The sequence below is a fragment of the Escherichia sp. KS167_9B genome (genome assembly GCF_030295215.1).
In the GTDB taxonomy this organism is placed as follows: domain Bacteria; phylum Pseudomonadota; class Gammaproteobacteria; order Enterobacterales; family Enterobacteriaceae; genus Escherichia; species Escherichia coli_F.
In genome coordinates this window covers 2155576-2168774 of the sequence record NZ_AP025754.1, presented here as the reverse complement: position 1 = coordinate 2168774, position 13199 = coordinate 2155576, and the positions used below count along the sequence as shown (strand labels likewise).

Annotated in this window: 13 protein-coding genes; 4 read left to right on the top strand and 9 right to left on the bottom strand. The window is 47.0% G+C overall.

Annotated elements, in window-relative coordinates; all coding sequences use genetic code 11:
- Positions 1 to 30: 30 nt before the first annotated feature.
- Positions 31 to 2292, bottom strand: coding sequence for a catalase HPII (gene katE, locus QUE34_RS10895; RefSeq protein WP_032303161.1), 2262 nt, complete (start codon positions 2290 to 2292; stop codon positions 31 to 33).
- 182 nt (positions 2293 to 2474) lie between these two features.
- Here katE and cedA point away from each other — a divergent pair, with 182 nt between their 5' ends.
- Positions 2475 to 2738, top strand: a complete 264-nt coding sequence (cedA, locus tag QUE34_RS10890; RefSeq protein ID WP_001241561.1) for a cell division activator CedA — start codon at positions 2475 to 2477, stop codon at positions 2736 to 2738.
- Between the two features lie 287 nt (positions 2739 to 3025).
- Positions 3026 to 3829, top strand: coding sequence for a hypothetical protein (locus tag QUE34_RS10885; protein ID WP_001354710.1), 804 nt, complete (start codon positions 3026 to 3028; stop codon positions 3827 to 3829).
- 3 nt (positions 3830 to 3832) lie between these two features.
- Here the strand turns inward: QUE34_RS10885 and tcyP are convergent, their stop codons facing one another.
- The 3 genes from tcyP to hxpB all read right to left on the bottom strand — a co-directional run bounded on the left by tcyP (position 3833) and on the right by hxpB (position 6778).
- Positions 3833 to 5224, bottom strand: coding sequence for a cystine/sulfocysteine:cation symporter (gene tcyP, locus QUE34_RS10880; protein WP_001010714.1), 1392 nt, complete (start codon positions 5222 to 5224; stop codon positions 3833 to 3835).
- A gap of 132 nt (positions 5225 to 5356) precedes the next feature.
- Positions 5357 to 5947, bottom strand: a complete 591-nt coding sequence (locus QUE34_RS10875) for a metal-dependent hydrolase (RefSeq protein ID WP_001295408.1) — start codon at positions 5945 to 5947, stop codon at positions 5357 to 5359.
- Between the two features lie 162 nt (positions 5948 to 6109).
- Positions 6110 to 6778, bottom strand: coding sequence for a hexitol phosphatase HxpB (gene hxpB / locus QUE34_RS10870; protein WP_032303160.1), 669 nt, complete (start codon positions 6776 to 6778; stop codon positions 6110 to 6112).
- Positions 6779 to 6924: 146 nt separating this feature from the next.
- On the opposite strand from hxpB, the gene QUE34_RS10865 reads away from it, so the two are divergent.
- Positions 6925 to 7461: a YniB family protein gene (locus tag QUE34_RS10865; protein ID WP_000222172.1), complete on the top strand. Its 537-nt coding sequence runs from the start codon at positions 6925 to 6927 to the stop codon at positions 7459 to 7461.
- Between the two features lie 40 nt (positions 7462 to 7501).
- Here the strand turns inward: QUE34_RS10865 and QUE34_RS10860 are convergent, their stop codons facing one another.
- From QUE34_RS10860 to pfkB, 3 genes are all read right to left on the bottom strand, one after another.
- Entirely contained in the window at positions 7502 to 8362 is an 861-nt protein-coding gene (locus QUE34_RS10860; RefSeq protein WP_032303159.1) for a fructosamine kinase family protein, read from the bottom strand.
- Positions 8363 to 8467: 105 nt separating this feature from the next.
- Entirely contained in the window at positions 8468 to 8758 is a 291-nt protein-coding gene (ghoS, locus tag QUE34_RS10855; RefSeq protein ID WP_000146149.1) for a type V toxin-antitoxin system endoribonuclease antitoxin GhoS, read from the bottom strand.
- 100 nt (positions 8759 to 8858) lie between these two features.
- Positions 8859 to 9788 (bottom strand): 6-phosphofructokinase II, encoded by a 930-nt coding sequence (pfkB, locus tag QUE34_RS10850; protein WP_032303158.1) that lies wholly within the window; start codon positions 9786 to 9788, stop codon positions 8859 to 8861.
- A 286-nt stretch (positions 9789 to 10074) separates the two neighbouring features.
- On the opposite strand from pfkB, the gene QUE34_RS10845 reads away from it, so the two are divergent.
- Positions 10075 to 10833 carry a DUF481 domain-containing protein gene (locus tag QUE34_RS10845; RefSeq protein WP_000771396.1) on the top strand — a complete coding sequence of 253 codons (759 nt, stop codon included), beginning with the start codon at positions 10075 to 10077 and terminating at the stop codon, positions 10831 to 10833.
- 52 nt (positions 10834 to 10885) lie between these two features.
- Here the strand turns inward: QUE34_RS10845 and yniD are convergent, their stop codons facing one another.
- Together yniD and espL1 are read right to left on the bottom strand one after the other, a co-directional pair.
- A complete protein-coding gene (gene yniD, locus QUE34_RS10840; protein ID WP_001142445.1) occupies positions 10886 to 10993 on the bottom strand; it encodes a small membrane protein YniD in 108 nt (35 codons plus the stop codon).
- 162 nt (positions 10994 to 11155) lie between these two features.
- Positions 11156 to 13054, bottom strand: a complete 1899-nt coding sequence (gene espL1 / locus QUE34_RS10835; RefSeq protein ID WP_105268616.1) for a type III secretion system effector EspL1 — start codon at positions 13052 to 13054, stop codon at positions 11156 to 11158.
- Positions 13055 to 13199: the final 145 nt, after the last annotated feature.

Genomic DNA, 13199 nt, shown 5'->3' with positions numbered 1-13199 from the left:
ACTCCCCAGGGGGCGTGACCTTATCCATATTTACGCCGGGATTTTGTCAATCTTAGGAATGCGTGACCACACGCGGTGTGCTGCCATCAGCGTTAACAGTTCATCCATAAAACTACCATCGGCGCTGTCAGCTTCCACAATCCCTTCTTCACCCTGGTCAGCGACCTTGATTGTTGCTTTAAACTTGCGCGCGTCTCCCGCCAGCGCAATCGGTTTAAGGTGTTTGTAGGCTTCCATCAGGTAGTAGTTGGCATCGCCGTTGTCAGCGATATCCGCGATATTGCCGCAAGGGACAATAACCGCATCGACCGTCAGCGAAGGCGCTCCGGCAAATGTAGCGGCTATCGGCAGCACCGTACCGTCATCCGCAGTCACTTCACCCATTCGGGAGTAGAGCAGTTTGGCATGAACGCCTTTGGCCTTCAGCGCCTTGAGAATGGCCAGAAGGTCTGCCGATCTCACTTCATCATTAAGCAAAATCGCTACCACGCGACCTTTTACATCACCGTCAGGAATGGCGTACAGACTTAAGGATGGATCCTTTTTCAGACCGTTGACGTCCGGAGGCGGGGTGATATTCAGCTGGTCGTCAGTCAGTTCGATACCGAGATTTTTCGCCACCGCCTGGGCCAGAGTGAGATCAATATGCGCCAGCTGGTCAACAACGCGCTCACGAATATACGGACGAACTACTTTGCTTAACTCAAAGCTGAAACCATCGACAACATGGCGCTGCTCGAATGGCGTCTGACTTAGCCAGAACAGACGCGGATGGGAATAATATTCGCCAAACGATGGACTGCGCTCGCGAACTTTATTTCCTTCCACGCGTTCCTGGTATGATTCAAAACCGCCACGTTTCGGCCCCGGCGGTGTTTCGCGCGGCCAGTTATCGTTGATCGAGTTCGGTTCATAATTCGCCGGGTTAGTGTCGATCCCCATACGATGCATGCCGTCACGCTGGAAATTATGGTAAGGGCAGGTCGGGCGGTTAATCGGAATCTCATGGAAATTTGGTCCGCCAAGACGACTGATTTGTGTATCGGTATAAGAGAACAAACGCCCCTGCAACAGCGGATCGTTGGTGAAATCCAGACCGGGGACAATATGCCCAGGATGGAAAGCCGCCTGTTCGTTTTCGGCAAAGAAGTTATCCGGGTTGCGATTGAGCACCATTTTGCCAACACGCTGAACGGGTACCAGTTCTTCCGGGATGAGTTTGGTTGGATCGAGAAGATCGAAGTCAAACTTGAATTCATCTTCTTCAGGAATCAACTGGAAGCCCAGTTCGTATTCCGGAAAATCGCCTGCTTCGATGGCTTCCCACAACTCGCGGCGGTGGAAGTCCGGGTCACGTCCGGTTAGTTTTTGTGCTTCATCCCAAACGAGTGAGGCTTTACCTGCCAGTGGTTTCCAGTGGAAACGTACGAACGTTGCCTTCCCTTCGGCATTAATCAGGCGGAAGGTGTGAATACCGAAGCCTTCCATGGTGCGGTAACTGCGCGGGATCCCGCGATCCGACATCGCCCACATCACGTTGTGCAGAGTTTCAGGTTGCAGAGAAACATAATCCCAGAAAGTATCGTGGGCGCTTTGCCCTTGTGGGATTGCCCAGTGCGGTTCTGGTTTTACCGCATGAACAAAATCAGGGAATTTATGCGCATCCTGAATAAAGAAGATCGGCGTGTTATTGCCAACAAGGTCAAAAATACCCTCTTCAGTATAGAACTTGGTGGCAAAGCCACGGATATCACGCACGGTATCAGCAGAGCCAGCACCACCCTGAACGGTGGAGAATCGGACAAAGACCGGGGTAATTTTGTTGGGGTCTGACAGAAAATCCGCTTTGGTGATATCGCTTAAGCTTTTATATGGCTGGAAATAACCGTGAGCGGCTGAGCCGCGTGCATGAACAATACGTTCCGGGATGCGCTCATGGTCAAAGTGAGTGATTTTCTCGCGCAGAATAAAATCTTCCAGCAGCGTTGGACCACGGTTACCGGCGCGCAGTGAGTTTTGATCGTCGGCGATGCGCACACCCTGATTAGTGGTCAGCGCATAATTTTCACTGCCTTTGCGTACGTCTTCCAGAGAATTAAGTTTTTCGTTACGCGTATCAGGGGCTTTCAGACTCCCTGGGGCGGTAGGTTGTGCACCTGGCGGTGTTGGTTCAGCCGCTGGACGATGAGATCCGTCCTCAGGTGCCAGTGAGTCCATCCCCGGTTTCGCTTCGCTGGAATCGTGTAGTGGTGACTGGTGCTGATGTGGGTTCTTTTCGTTATGTTGCGACATTGAACTCGTCTCCTTAATGTATTACTGAAAGGGCCGCTGTTTTGGTCAAAAAACTCTCTAACTATAGACCACCAGCCAGATCCCGCTTCGGAGACTATTCTGGAAACGGTGTTATGAAATACACGCAAAGCGGGACGTACAGGGGCTAAATCGGCTAAACTACAGTTTTTCTGATTTTTAATATGCGTTTAGTGAAGCCAGTAATGAAGAAACCGCTCCGTCAGCAAAACCGCCAGATTATTAGCTATGTCCCACGCACGGAACCCGCGCCGCCAGAACATGCGATAAAGATGGATTCGTTTCGTGATGTCTGGATGCTGCGTGGCAAATATGTTGCGTTTGTACTGATGGGAGAGTCATTTCTGCGCTCACCGGCGTTTACTGTGCCTGAATCCGCCCAGCGTTGGGCAAATCAGATCCGCCAGGAAGGGGAAGTGACTGAGTAAGGATTACGTACCTCCCGGTTTGGCCGGGAGTTACATGGCCTGAAATTCTGTATTTCGATGCAACATTCATTCAAATCACCTGTAACAAAAAGCTGCCTTTGACGATCTATTGCTATAAATAAGTGATCTTTTTTCTTTAATTGTTTATTTATTTTATAATAGTTAAGTTTAGCTAATCAGAATGAGCTATTTTTGATAGTTCATCCTGTGGCGTTGCCATTAAACTTATATTGTAAATTGCTTAGATTCAAATGAGATAATAATTTTGTTGAAATACGAGGTGGGAGATGTTTTCTACAAACTTAATACAGAGTGATTATGGTAATTTAAATATTAAAAACCTTGCCTTCAACTCTTTTAAAGAAAGGCTGCAGTCTACCATGACAGCACTCACTTTCTTTATATCAACGGGTCAATGTGCCTGCGATGAAATAGCAGAATCAAACTTCAATTATATGATTACCTATATGTCTAACATTAACTATGATGCCTCAAAGCCAGGAGCGCCAGCACTTAGTTTTGATACATATCTGCAGGACAATGTTAAATATAGAGTGATAATTAATAATCTTTATGGTAGTGAAATTAGGATAAGAGGTATTAATGAGAATTTTGTTGGGATGGATTTTACCTGTGAATTCCGACCAGAAAAAATGACCAATTTGATCAATATAAAAAACAGGTTGGTTATTCAGTATTTAAGAACGATATACTATGAACAAAATTATATACATCCTGTTGGGAGCATTTTTGCTGCGATTCAAAAAAATGAGAGTCTCCTAAAGTTTCCTTCGGTAATATCAATGCTTAATGTCAATCTTCTTTTTAATCCACTGAATCTTCCGGGAATGGGAAGTGGTGTGCTTGAAGAGATTATGAGTATTTCAGATAGTTCACTTAGAAAACGTCTTGGGTATGAGGTTTTAAGCTTCTCGCTACAAGCACATTCATTGAGTCAGGAATGTATTGATAAGTTAGCCATTTTTTTCGCTGACGATCTGTTTAAATATGAGTCAGTATGCATCGCCGCGATGGAACATTTAAAAAGTAAGGCAACGGCCCCTATACAAAACGGACCGTTGCCAGCATAAGAATTAACGGTGTGCCAGTTCGGCGTCGTCTTCGCTATCCAGAATGGCTTTATCGGTTTGCTTCAGCCACTGGCTGGTCAGCGTGCCAGCGGTCATCGAGCCACTAACGTTTAGCGCCGTACGGCCCATGTCGATAAGCGGTTCAACGGAGATTAACAATGCCACCAGCGTTACAGGCAGGCCCATCGCAGGCAGCACAATCAGTGCGGCGAAAGTTGCGCCACCACCGACACCGGCAACGCCTGCGGAACTAACGGTAACAATACCGACCAGCGTCGCAATCCACATCGGGTCCAGCGGGTTAATGCCAACCGTAGGCGCAACCATCACCGCCAGCATTGCCGGATACAAACCGGCACAGCCGTTCTGACCAATGGTCGCACCGAAAGAGGCGGCGAAACTGGCGATGGATTCAGGAACACCGAGTCGACGCGTTTGTGCTTCCACATTAAGCGGGATAGACGCAGCACTGGAACGGCTGGTAAAGGCAAACGTCAGTACTGGCCATACCTTACGGAAGTACTTCAGCGGGCTCACGCCATTAATGCCCAGCAGAAGGCCATGCACTGCAAACATAATCAGAAGACCGAGGTAGGACGCGACAACGAAACTACCCAGTTTGATGATGTCTTGCAGGTTAGAACCTGCAACCACTTTGGTCATCAGCGCCAGAACGCCGTAAGGGGTCAGCTGCATGACCAGGCGAACCAGTTTCATCACCCAGCTTTGCAGGGTATCGATAGCGGTTAAGACGCGTTCACCTTTCGGCGCATCATCCTTCAGCAGCTTCAGCGCAGCTACGCCGAGGAATGCGGCAAAAATTACCACGCTGATAATTGACGTCGGATTGGCTCCGGTCAGATCGGCAAACGGGTTTTTCGGGATAAAGGACAAGACCAGCTGCGGAACGCTCAGGTCAGAGACTTTACCAACATAGTTACTTTCGATGGCGTTCAAACGTGCAGTTTCTGCACCACCCTGAACCAGACCTTCAGCCGTCAAACCAAACAGGTTGGTGACCAGCACACCGACCAGCGCCGCAATCAGCGTGGTAAACAAAAGCGTTCCGATGGTCAGAAAACTGATTTTGCCTAACTGTGATGCGTTATGCAGACGGGCAACCGCGCTCAGAATAGAGGCGAAGACTAACGGCATAACGATCATTTGCAGCAGTTGAACATAGCCGTTACCAACGATGTTAAACCACTGTACAGAATCTTTAAGTACCTGGCTGTCAGAACCATAAATGGTATGCAGGGCGAGGCCAAAAACCACACCCATCACCAGACCCACCAGCACTTTTTTCGCCAGACTCCACTGTTTATGGCGGGTCTGAGCCAGCGCAAACAGCAGTACAACGAACACCACGATGTTCGCAATTAATGGAAAGTTCATCCCCGTTCTCCTGATCTTATTATTTCTATCACTGCGTAGCAGTAATAGTGTTGGCGCAAGATTAACAGAACTGTGAGCTGGCTCTTATATTCAAATGGAATTGCTTATTCCAGAAAGGCGATTTTTGCCTTTTTAGTATTCAACCTGATGCTTAATAAGCCGATGAAACTGGATCTGCAAGGTATTGATCATTTGCGATGACCAACGAACAGCGCTGTTTTCGGGTAATGAATGGGGCATCCATACCGACCAGACAAATAATGCCATGCAGATAAAACGTTCCAGTTGGTTGCCCTTTTGGGGAACCAGGATAGGCAAGCGGAAACGCCAGCGGCATGGCCAGAGCAGGGGAACACCGGCGGGTGTCAGCATATCGGCAAGTATGTGGCTCAAATAACCCAGTACCATTCCCTGCAACGCATCAGCAGGAATAAACCAGCTTTCAGGAACCTTAAGGTAAAAGGTTGCCAGCAGCGCAAATACCGCCAGCAGACTGTGGGTAAAACCACGATGCCCAAAAGCGCGGGCGATCGGTTTTGATATCCACTTTAATCGCTGCCCAAGAAACGACTTTGGGTGATCGATGTCCGGTAACAAACACGTCAGGATTGCGGAAGGGACAATATGCCACCAGTCACCCTGTGCCAGCACGGGCGTCAGCTCGGCATTTTTGGCAAATACCGCACAAGCAATAGAAAAGAGAAGGTGACCTTCCGCCGTCATGATAAAACTCACTAAACTGTCGATACGTACAGTATAGGATTTTTATACAGTGCACGGAAGTAGTGACGGTGTAACTCTTTATCTTAAATTGACGATTAATCCGCCAGTTGAATGCAAATTCAGATAAAGAACCAGGGGCAGCGTGATAACTGCCCTTGGTTATTAACCGAGAAGGTCTTTTGCGGTGAGTTCTGTCAGCGATGAGAGTTTGACGTTTGCTAATACAAAACGTGGATCATTTTGCGCTTCTGGCGCAGGAACGACGATGGAACGCATGCGGGCTGCTTTAGAGGCGATCATGCCATTTACCGAATCTTCCAGCGCTACGCAGGTCAGTGGGTCAACGCCCAGTTTTGCTGCGCAGTCGAGATATACTTGCGGATGCGGTTTGCTGTAAGGCAATTTTTCAGCCGAGGCGAGGGCATCGAAACTGTCGCGTAAGTCAAACATGGTCAAAACTTTTTCCAGCATATGTAGTGGTGACGCGGAGGCCAGTCCCACCGATAAACCTTGTTCTTTGCATAACTCAACGGCTTCACGCACGCCTGGCAATAATGGGCGTGTCTCTTCAACCAGTGAAATGGCACGAGCAATAACCCGTTCTACTACTTCCTGACGGCTTGGACCATTCCAGGGTTGCCGGGCGTACCAAAGATCGACCACCATATCGATGCGTAAACCTAAGGTGTCCGGCAGCTCGTTACGACGGGAGATATCCACCCCCAGGCTTGCCATCACATCCAGTTCAGCTCGATCCCATAAAGGTTCTGAGTCGATAAGTAATCCATCCATATCAAAAATTGCAGCAAGAATCTGACGCGGGGTTGACATTACAACCTCTCCTTTAGAGCATTATGTGTAAGGTATTAAGCCGTGCTTATGATTAAGCGCCTATCATATCGCCTTTAAAGAATGGGCGAAAACAGATATCTACAGGTAAACTAAGTGAAACGACGCGTCTTAATCAAGGAGAACTCATGACGTATCAACAAGCTGGACGCATTGCTGTTTTGAAAAGGATTTTAGGTTGGGTGATTTTTATACCTGCATTGATCTCTACATTGATTTCTTTGCTGAAATTTATGAATACCCGGCAGGAAAACCAGGAAGGCATTAATGCGGTCATGCTCGACTTTACTCATGTCATGATCGATATGATGCAGGCGAATACGCCTTTTTTGAATCTGTTCTGGTATAACTCCCCGACGCCCAATTTTAATGGTGGCGTGAACGTTATGTTCTGGGTGATTTTCATCCTGATTTTTGTCGGACTGGCGTTGCAGGACTCCGGTGCCCGGATGAGTCGCCAGGCGCGTTTCTTGCGGGAAGGTGTTGAAGATCAACTCATTCTGGAAAAAGCCAAAGGGGAAGAGGGGCTAACACGCGAACAGATTGAGTCACGTATTGTTGTCCCGCACCATACTATTTTCCTGCAGTTTTTCTCGCTGTATATCCTGCCGGTTATTTGTATTGCTGCAGGTTATGTGTTCTTTTCTCTGCTGGGGTTTATTTAATCAAAAGGCCGCACGGAGCGGCCATTATCCTCACCCCATATTATGCTGCTAATAATCTATCCAGTGACTGCTGAGCAATAACCAAATGCTGACCGCCAAATAACCTTGCACGATTTAACAGCGTGTAGAGTTGGTAAACCGGTTGACGTTCAAGGAAATCGGCAGGTAGCGGGGATACTGACTGATAGCCGTCATAGATTTGTGGCGGCTGTTCAGTATGCAGCGGTAACATCGCCAGGTCGCACTCTCGGTCACCCCAGTAGCAGGCCGGGTCGAAAATGTACGGGCCATCCGGACCCAGCGCACAGTTGCCGGACCATAAATCGCCGTGCAACAGAGAAGGCTGCGGTTGATGCGAGGCCAGACGCTGCTGAATATGCTCGACGATGGCATCGATATTGCCGAAAGCGATCCCTTTTTCTGCCGCCAGTTCCAGCTGCCAGCCAATCCGTTGTTCAGCAAAAAAAGTTGACCAGCGACGTTGCCAGGTGTTGGGCTGGGGAGTTGTGGAGAGCGCGTTATCGAAATCGAGGCCAAATTGCGGTTGGTCGCTCCATTGATGTAAACGCGCAATTTGCTGACCAAGAATAAATGCGCTATGCGCATCCAGCGGGCGAGGTGGGAGATAATCCATCACCAGAAAACTGTAGTCACGGTCAGCGCCAACTGCCCAAATCTTAGGCACGGTGACGGTTTTACTACGCGACAGTAACTCCAGTTGGTCGGCTTCGGCGGTAAAACCGGGAAGCAGTTCCCTTTCATCACATTTGACGAAAAAGTCACGTCCTGCATAGCGCAAATGCCATGCGGCATGGACTTCTCCGCCAGGCAGTTCATTACGCAGTTCGATTTCGCCTTCACCTAACTGCTCGCTCAAAAGACGACTGATTGCCTGCCACATGATGTCTCTCCCATGTTGTCTGCCAGATCATAAGGTTAGCGCAAGAATGCGGTGTAAAAACACGAGCTAACGCACACCACAGACTGATTATTGCCCAAAAACCATTTATTTTCTGTTGCTATTCCATTCCTCCCAGGTCGTGATGGTGATTTCAGGATCTTTGCCGGTTGCACTTTGGGTAAGCCCCGAAACCAGTTCTCTAATTTCTTCTTCACTTTGGGTACTGATAAGTCCAAAAGTGTTAGTCCCCAGCTCATGGATATTTCCATCATCATCCGTCATGGTGAGCAAAAAACCGTCGCGAGTCAGGTAATTATTCAACTCGTTAATTTCAGTCAATGTATCCTCGTGCAACATGACGGTTATGACATAACGGACAAGATCGCCACTGGCCATAGTTCACCCCTTTGTTATCACATGATTTTTGAGCATAGTCGGAGAAACGCGTTGCCGACAGGTTGGTGGTGATTCCCCCTATGCAGGGGGAATGTTTCAGTTAGCGGGAAAGGTAAGCGTAAATTTTTTGTGTATCGTCATGGGAGCACAGGCGTGTTCCCTGATTGAGTGTGGCTGCACTCCCCGCAGCTACGCCAAAACGGACCATCTCTTCAAGAGAGGCATTTTCTGCCAGTTTCAGTGTCATCGCGCCGACCATGCTGTCACCAGCGCCAACGGTGCTCTGGCTTTTCACCGGTGGTGGCACAACCTGAATGCAGTTTTCACTATCAACGCCCAGCGCCCCTTGTGGACCCAGGGAAACGACAACTCGTTTGGCCTTGCCGCTATTAACGATTTCCTGCGCGGCTTTGCGGACATCGTCTGGCTGGGTGAGTTCGCGATTCACCAGCGCACTGAGTTCTTTTTGGTTAGGCTTAACCAACTCGATGTTACCAATCGCCAGTGCTGCACTTAACGCTTCGCCAGAACTGTCGACGATACAGCGGATCCCTTGGTTTTGCGCAGCGGAAATCAGTTGGGTTAATTTTTCTAGCTTCACACCTGGCGGCAGGCTTCCGCTTATGACCAGGATAGCACCGGATTCAATTTCCAGAACTTGCTCTTCAAGCTGGCGAAACTCATCTTCACTTAATGCCGCGCCTGGCATGACAAAACGATACTGCTCACCGCTTGCTTCCACATGTACGTGTAAATTCTGCCGGGTCCAGTCTTTGGCTTTTACAGTAGCGACGGGGACATTTTCATCTGCCAACAGTGAAACCAGATGTTCGCCGGTCGCACCACCCGCCGGGAAGATCGCTGTGGCACTGCCTCCAAGATGGGCAATGGCGCGGGCGACGTTGATGCCGCCGCCTCCGGGTTCGAATACCGGTGCGGTACAGCGCAGCTTTCCTTCGGGATAAATTTGCGGGGTAATTGTTGCGCTATCGAGAGAGGGCGCAAGTGTCAACGTATAGATACGTACCATCATTTCCTCCTATAGGCTGATTTCAGTCTGGCACCGAATCAGCGGAAAGTGAAGAAATTAACAATATGATTTATTAGAGCTTTATTTAAAATTTTGCAGATAAATATATATAAATAAAAATCTGTTTTCGCCACATGCTTATTCAAAAAATGAAATAAGAATACATTGCTAAGTTATTCGCGCCTTTTTATAATTCGTTACCTTTCCAGGGACGCTAATCTTTGATCCTTAAGAAAGTTTCCGGGACCGCGAAGGTCTCTTTTTTTGTTGTACGGACTCTTGATAAATGAAGCTTTTGAAGACAGTTCCTGCCATCGTTATGTTGGCGGGGGGCATGTTTGCGTCACTGAATGCAGCTGCCGATGATTCCGTTTTTACTGTCATGGACGATCCTGCCAGCGCTAAAAAACCTTTCGAAGGTAATCTGAACGCAGGATATCTTGCACAATCAGGCAATACGAAAAGCTCCTCACTTACGGCTGACACCACCATGACCTGGTATGGACAAACCACTGCCTGGTCGCTGTGGGGGAACGCCAGTAATACTTCTTCTAATGATGAGCGTTCTTCAGAAAAATATGCGGCGGGCGGGCGTAGCCGTTTTAATTTAACTGATTATGACTATTTATTTGGGCAGGCAAGCTGGCTGACAGACCGTTATAACGGCTATCGAGAGCGCGATGTGTTGACCGCGGGTTATGGTCGCCAGTTTTTGAATGGCCCGGTACACAGTTTCCGCTTTGAATTCGGTCCAGGTGTGCGTTACGACAAATATACCGACAATGCCAGTGAAACCCAGCCGCTGGGTTATGCCTCCGGGGCTTATGCATGGCAGTTGACTGACAACGCTAAATTTACGCAGGGTGTTTCCGTCTTTGGCGCGGAAGACACAACGCTGAACTCTGAAAGCGCATTAAATGTTGCTATTAATGAACATTTTGGACTGAAGGTGGCTTACAACGTCACATGGAACTCTGAACCTCCAGAGTCTGCACCGGAACATACCGATCGTCGGACAACCTTATCGCTGGGCTACAGCATGTAACATTATCTGCCGGACCGTAGTATGCGGTCTGGCTGTTTTCGTTTGTCACTGCTCAGCCCCAAATCATTGCTGCCCAACGTAGCAACAACATAGCGCCACAGATTGCCAGTAGCACCACCACCATCTTCCAGTGTTTTTTATCAAAGCGTTTAGTCGGCATACCAGTGTCCTGCATATCTCTTGTGCGTGATAACGGAGTGTAACAAAAGGGACAGGCAACAAGGGATTTTTTGCAATTGCAGCCGTCGGGTGGCGTTGTGCACCCGGTCACTGTTATTGAGTTTAAAGTATATGTATCAACATATACATCGTAAATATTTAGTTATAAATACGCCTGTAGTTCATCTGGACTAAAGCTCAGGCTTTGGCTGATTACATTTATAGTTGCATAATATGTTTCTACCGTTTTATAATGATTATGATGAATGGCTATATGAACAGCTGATATGTTGTCATGATTTTTAGCGGCCAACAGTGTGAATAACTGATGTTGACTAAAAGAATATTTTTTTGCAAAAGTACACAGCGTCGATATATAAGATAGCACGACGTCTTCATTACCCTTGCTCATGGCGATGTATAAAGCAGGGGTTCCATGTGCTGTTGCGCCTTTTAATAAATCCATGATGTTAATTTTACTGAGGTTATATTTAAAGGCGATTCCATAAATTTTTGAGAGGAACCGTGTGACACACAAAGGGTGATTATTTTCCATTGCAGCGAATAATCCTGGTTCACCGTCGTGTATTTTCATTGCTAAAATATCCATTACCAGCTTTTTGTTTAAAAGCTCTTGTGCTATTGGAGTGGTTAATGTATTAAGGAAGATATTGATTATTTCATCGAATCCATACAACATGGAGATATAGAGTCCAGGTGTTTCGTTAGCACTTTTAGTTTGCAGTAATTTAACCAGATTATCTTCATGAATGATATGATTATCTACCAGTGACTGAATTTCTTGCATAAATATTTTTACGTTGTCAGTATGTCCGTTCATCATAGCCAGAAATAAAGCAGGTGTACCAACGCTATTCTGCGCAGTTATTATTTCAATGATTTCTTTTTCAGGGAGTATGGGTAACTGTTTGAATAATGTAATAAGCTGTTGAGTCTGGCCTGTGGCCATTATTAACAACATTGCCGATGGATGTATAGGGGCAAATGGCATTCGTGTCGCAACACCCGCGAAAATTGCCCCTGGAACTCCCTCAGGTAATAGAGGCAGAATAGCAATTGCACAGTTGCGAACATACATATCAGCCCAGGTCTGAGCATCGGGACCTGAACTGATGAACTTATCAAGCGAGAGAAAGCCCCGTGCTGTCCTGTGGGTGCCTCTGACAGCAACGTTGGTATCGTTCGGGTCGTAAACGGACACAACATAATTTAATTGTCCATACGCTGACTGCTTTATTCGTAGCCTTACTGACAAAGTATGATTGTCTATATATAAAATCGCGGACATATGACTGACATTGTTTGCCATCATCCGACAGAAGAAAATATCTAAAGCGAAGCCAAAATCCTTACTCGCGATAACGCGACTCCCTGCAGGAGGATGGCGAAGTAATGCTCTGAACTCCGCGTCCCGGACAATAGGGACATGCTGCTGTATGGATTCAACGGAGGAGTAATGTTTAATCAGGTTGACTTTGCCTTTTCCATTTCCCAATGAATCAAGGGCGTATTGTAATGACAGATGGCGACAAAAAATAGCGTCAGAAGGAGATTGCAAAAAAAATGCACTACCATTGAGATTTACTGTTGGTTGTATAGTTTTTTCTCTATGGATGTTTTTTGACAGCTTCATGCAATGGTTACGTTTTTCGGCAGTTGACTGTTCCTGTTCAATATAATCCAGTATGCTTCGCAAATGGTTAGCTTTAATGGGCGTGGTTTCCAGAAGTAAGGAAATGATTTCTTTTTTATAGTGTAATGTAATGAGTATATTTTCTGCATGGATGGGGGAAGTGGCAAAGTTAATGATAAAAAGGGCAGTGGAATAACAATTTTGTGATATTTTTCGACAGCTTGCGGTAAATTCCTGAGTAACACAGTATGACAGCATCGAACTTAAATCAGAGCTATCAAGTAGGGTGATGAGCTGGCGCGCAAATTGATTAATAGGCTCTGCTGAAGGCGTTGGTATGTCGCTATCGATGTGCACTCTATGAGGAGACTTATAATGAGTTCTGATAATGATATCGTTTTCACTCATAATCTATTCGCCTTATATATGTCTGGAGGTTTTGAGTATGATGATTAATTATTATCGCCAGAACGAAATGTGCACGAAAAATTGCTATAAGAATTGTGTCACTTTTATCATTGCGATATGACCAGTTCGTCATTAATCTCATGAT

Excerpts from the sequence above, each read along its gene's own strand:
- QUE34_RS10860 (WP_032303159.1), bottom strand. The coding sequence starts at position 8,362 with ATGTGGCAGGCAATCAGTCGTCTTTTGAGCGAGCAGTTAGGTGAAGGC.
- QUE34_RS10885 (WP_001354710.1), top strand. The coding sequence starts at position 3,026 with ATGTTTTCTACAAACTTAATACAGAGTGATTATGGTAATTTAAATATT.
- QUE34_RS10875 (WP_001295408.1), bottom strand. The coding sequence starts at position 5,947 with ATGACGGCGGAAGGTCACCTTCTCTTTTCTATTGCTTGTGCGGTATTT.
- hxpB (WP_032303160.1), bottom strand. The coding sequence starts at position 6,778 with ATGTCAACCCCGCGTCAGATTCTTGCTGCAATTTTTGATATGGATGGA.
- QUE34_RS10865 (WP_000222172.1), top strand. The coding sequence starts at position 6,925 with ATGACGTATCAACAAGCTGGACGCATTGCTGTTTTGAAAAGGATTTTA.
- tcyP (WP_001010714.1), bottom strand. The coding sequence starts at position 5,224 with ATGAACTTTCCATTAATTGCGAACATCGTGGTGTTCGTTGTACTGCTG.
- cedA (WP_001241561.1), top strand. The coding sequence starts at position 2,475 with ATGCGTTTAGTGAAGCCAGTAATGAAGAAACCGCTCCGTCAGCAAAAC.
- pfkB (WP_032303158.1), bottom strand. The coding sequence starts at position 9,788 with ATGGTACGTATCTATACGTTGACACTTGCGCCCTCTCTCGATAGCGCA.
- QUE34_RS10845 (WP_000771396.1), top strand. The coding sequence starts at position 10,075 with ATGAAGCTTTTGAAGACAGTTCCTGCCATCGTTATGTTGGCGGGGGGC.
- ghoS (WP_000146149.1), bottom strand. The coding sequence starts at position 8,758 with ATGGCCAGTGGCGATCTTGTCCGTTATGTCATAACCGTCATGTTGCAC.
- espL1 (WP_105268616.1), bottom strand. The coding sequence starts at position 13,054 with ATGAGTGAAAACGATATCATTATCAGAACTCATTATAAGTCTCCTCAT.
- katE (WP_032303161.1), bottom strand. The coding sequence starts at position 2,292 with ATGTCGCAACATAACGAAAAGAACCCACATCAGCACCAGTCACCACTA.
- yniD (WP_001142445.1), bottom strand. The coding sequence starts at position 10,993 with ATGCCGACTAAACGCTTTGATAAAAAACACTGGAAGATGGTGGTGGTG.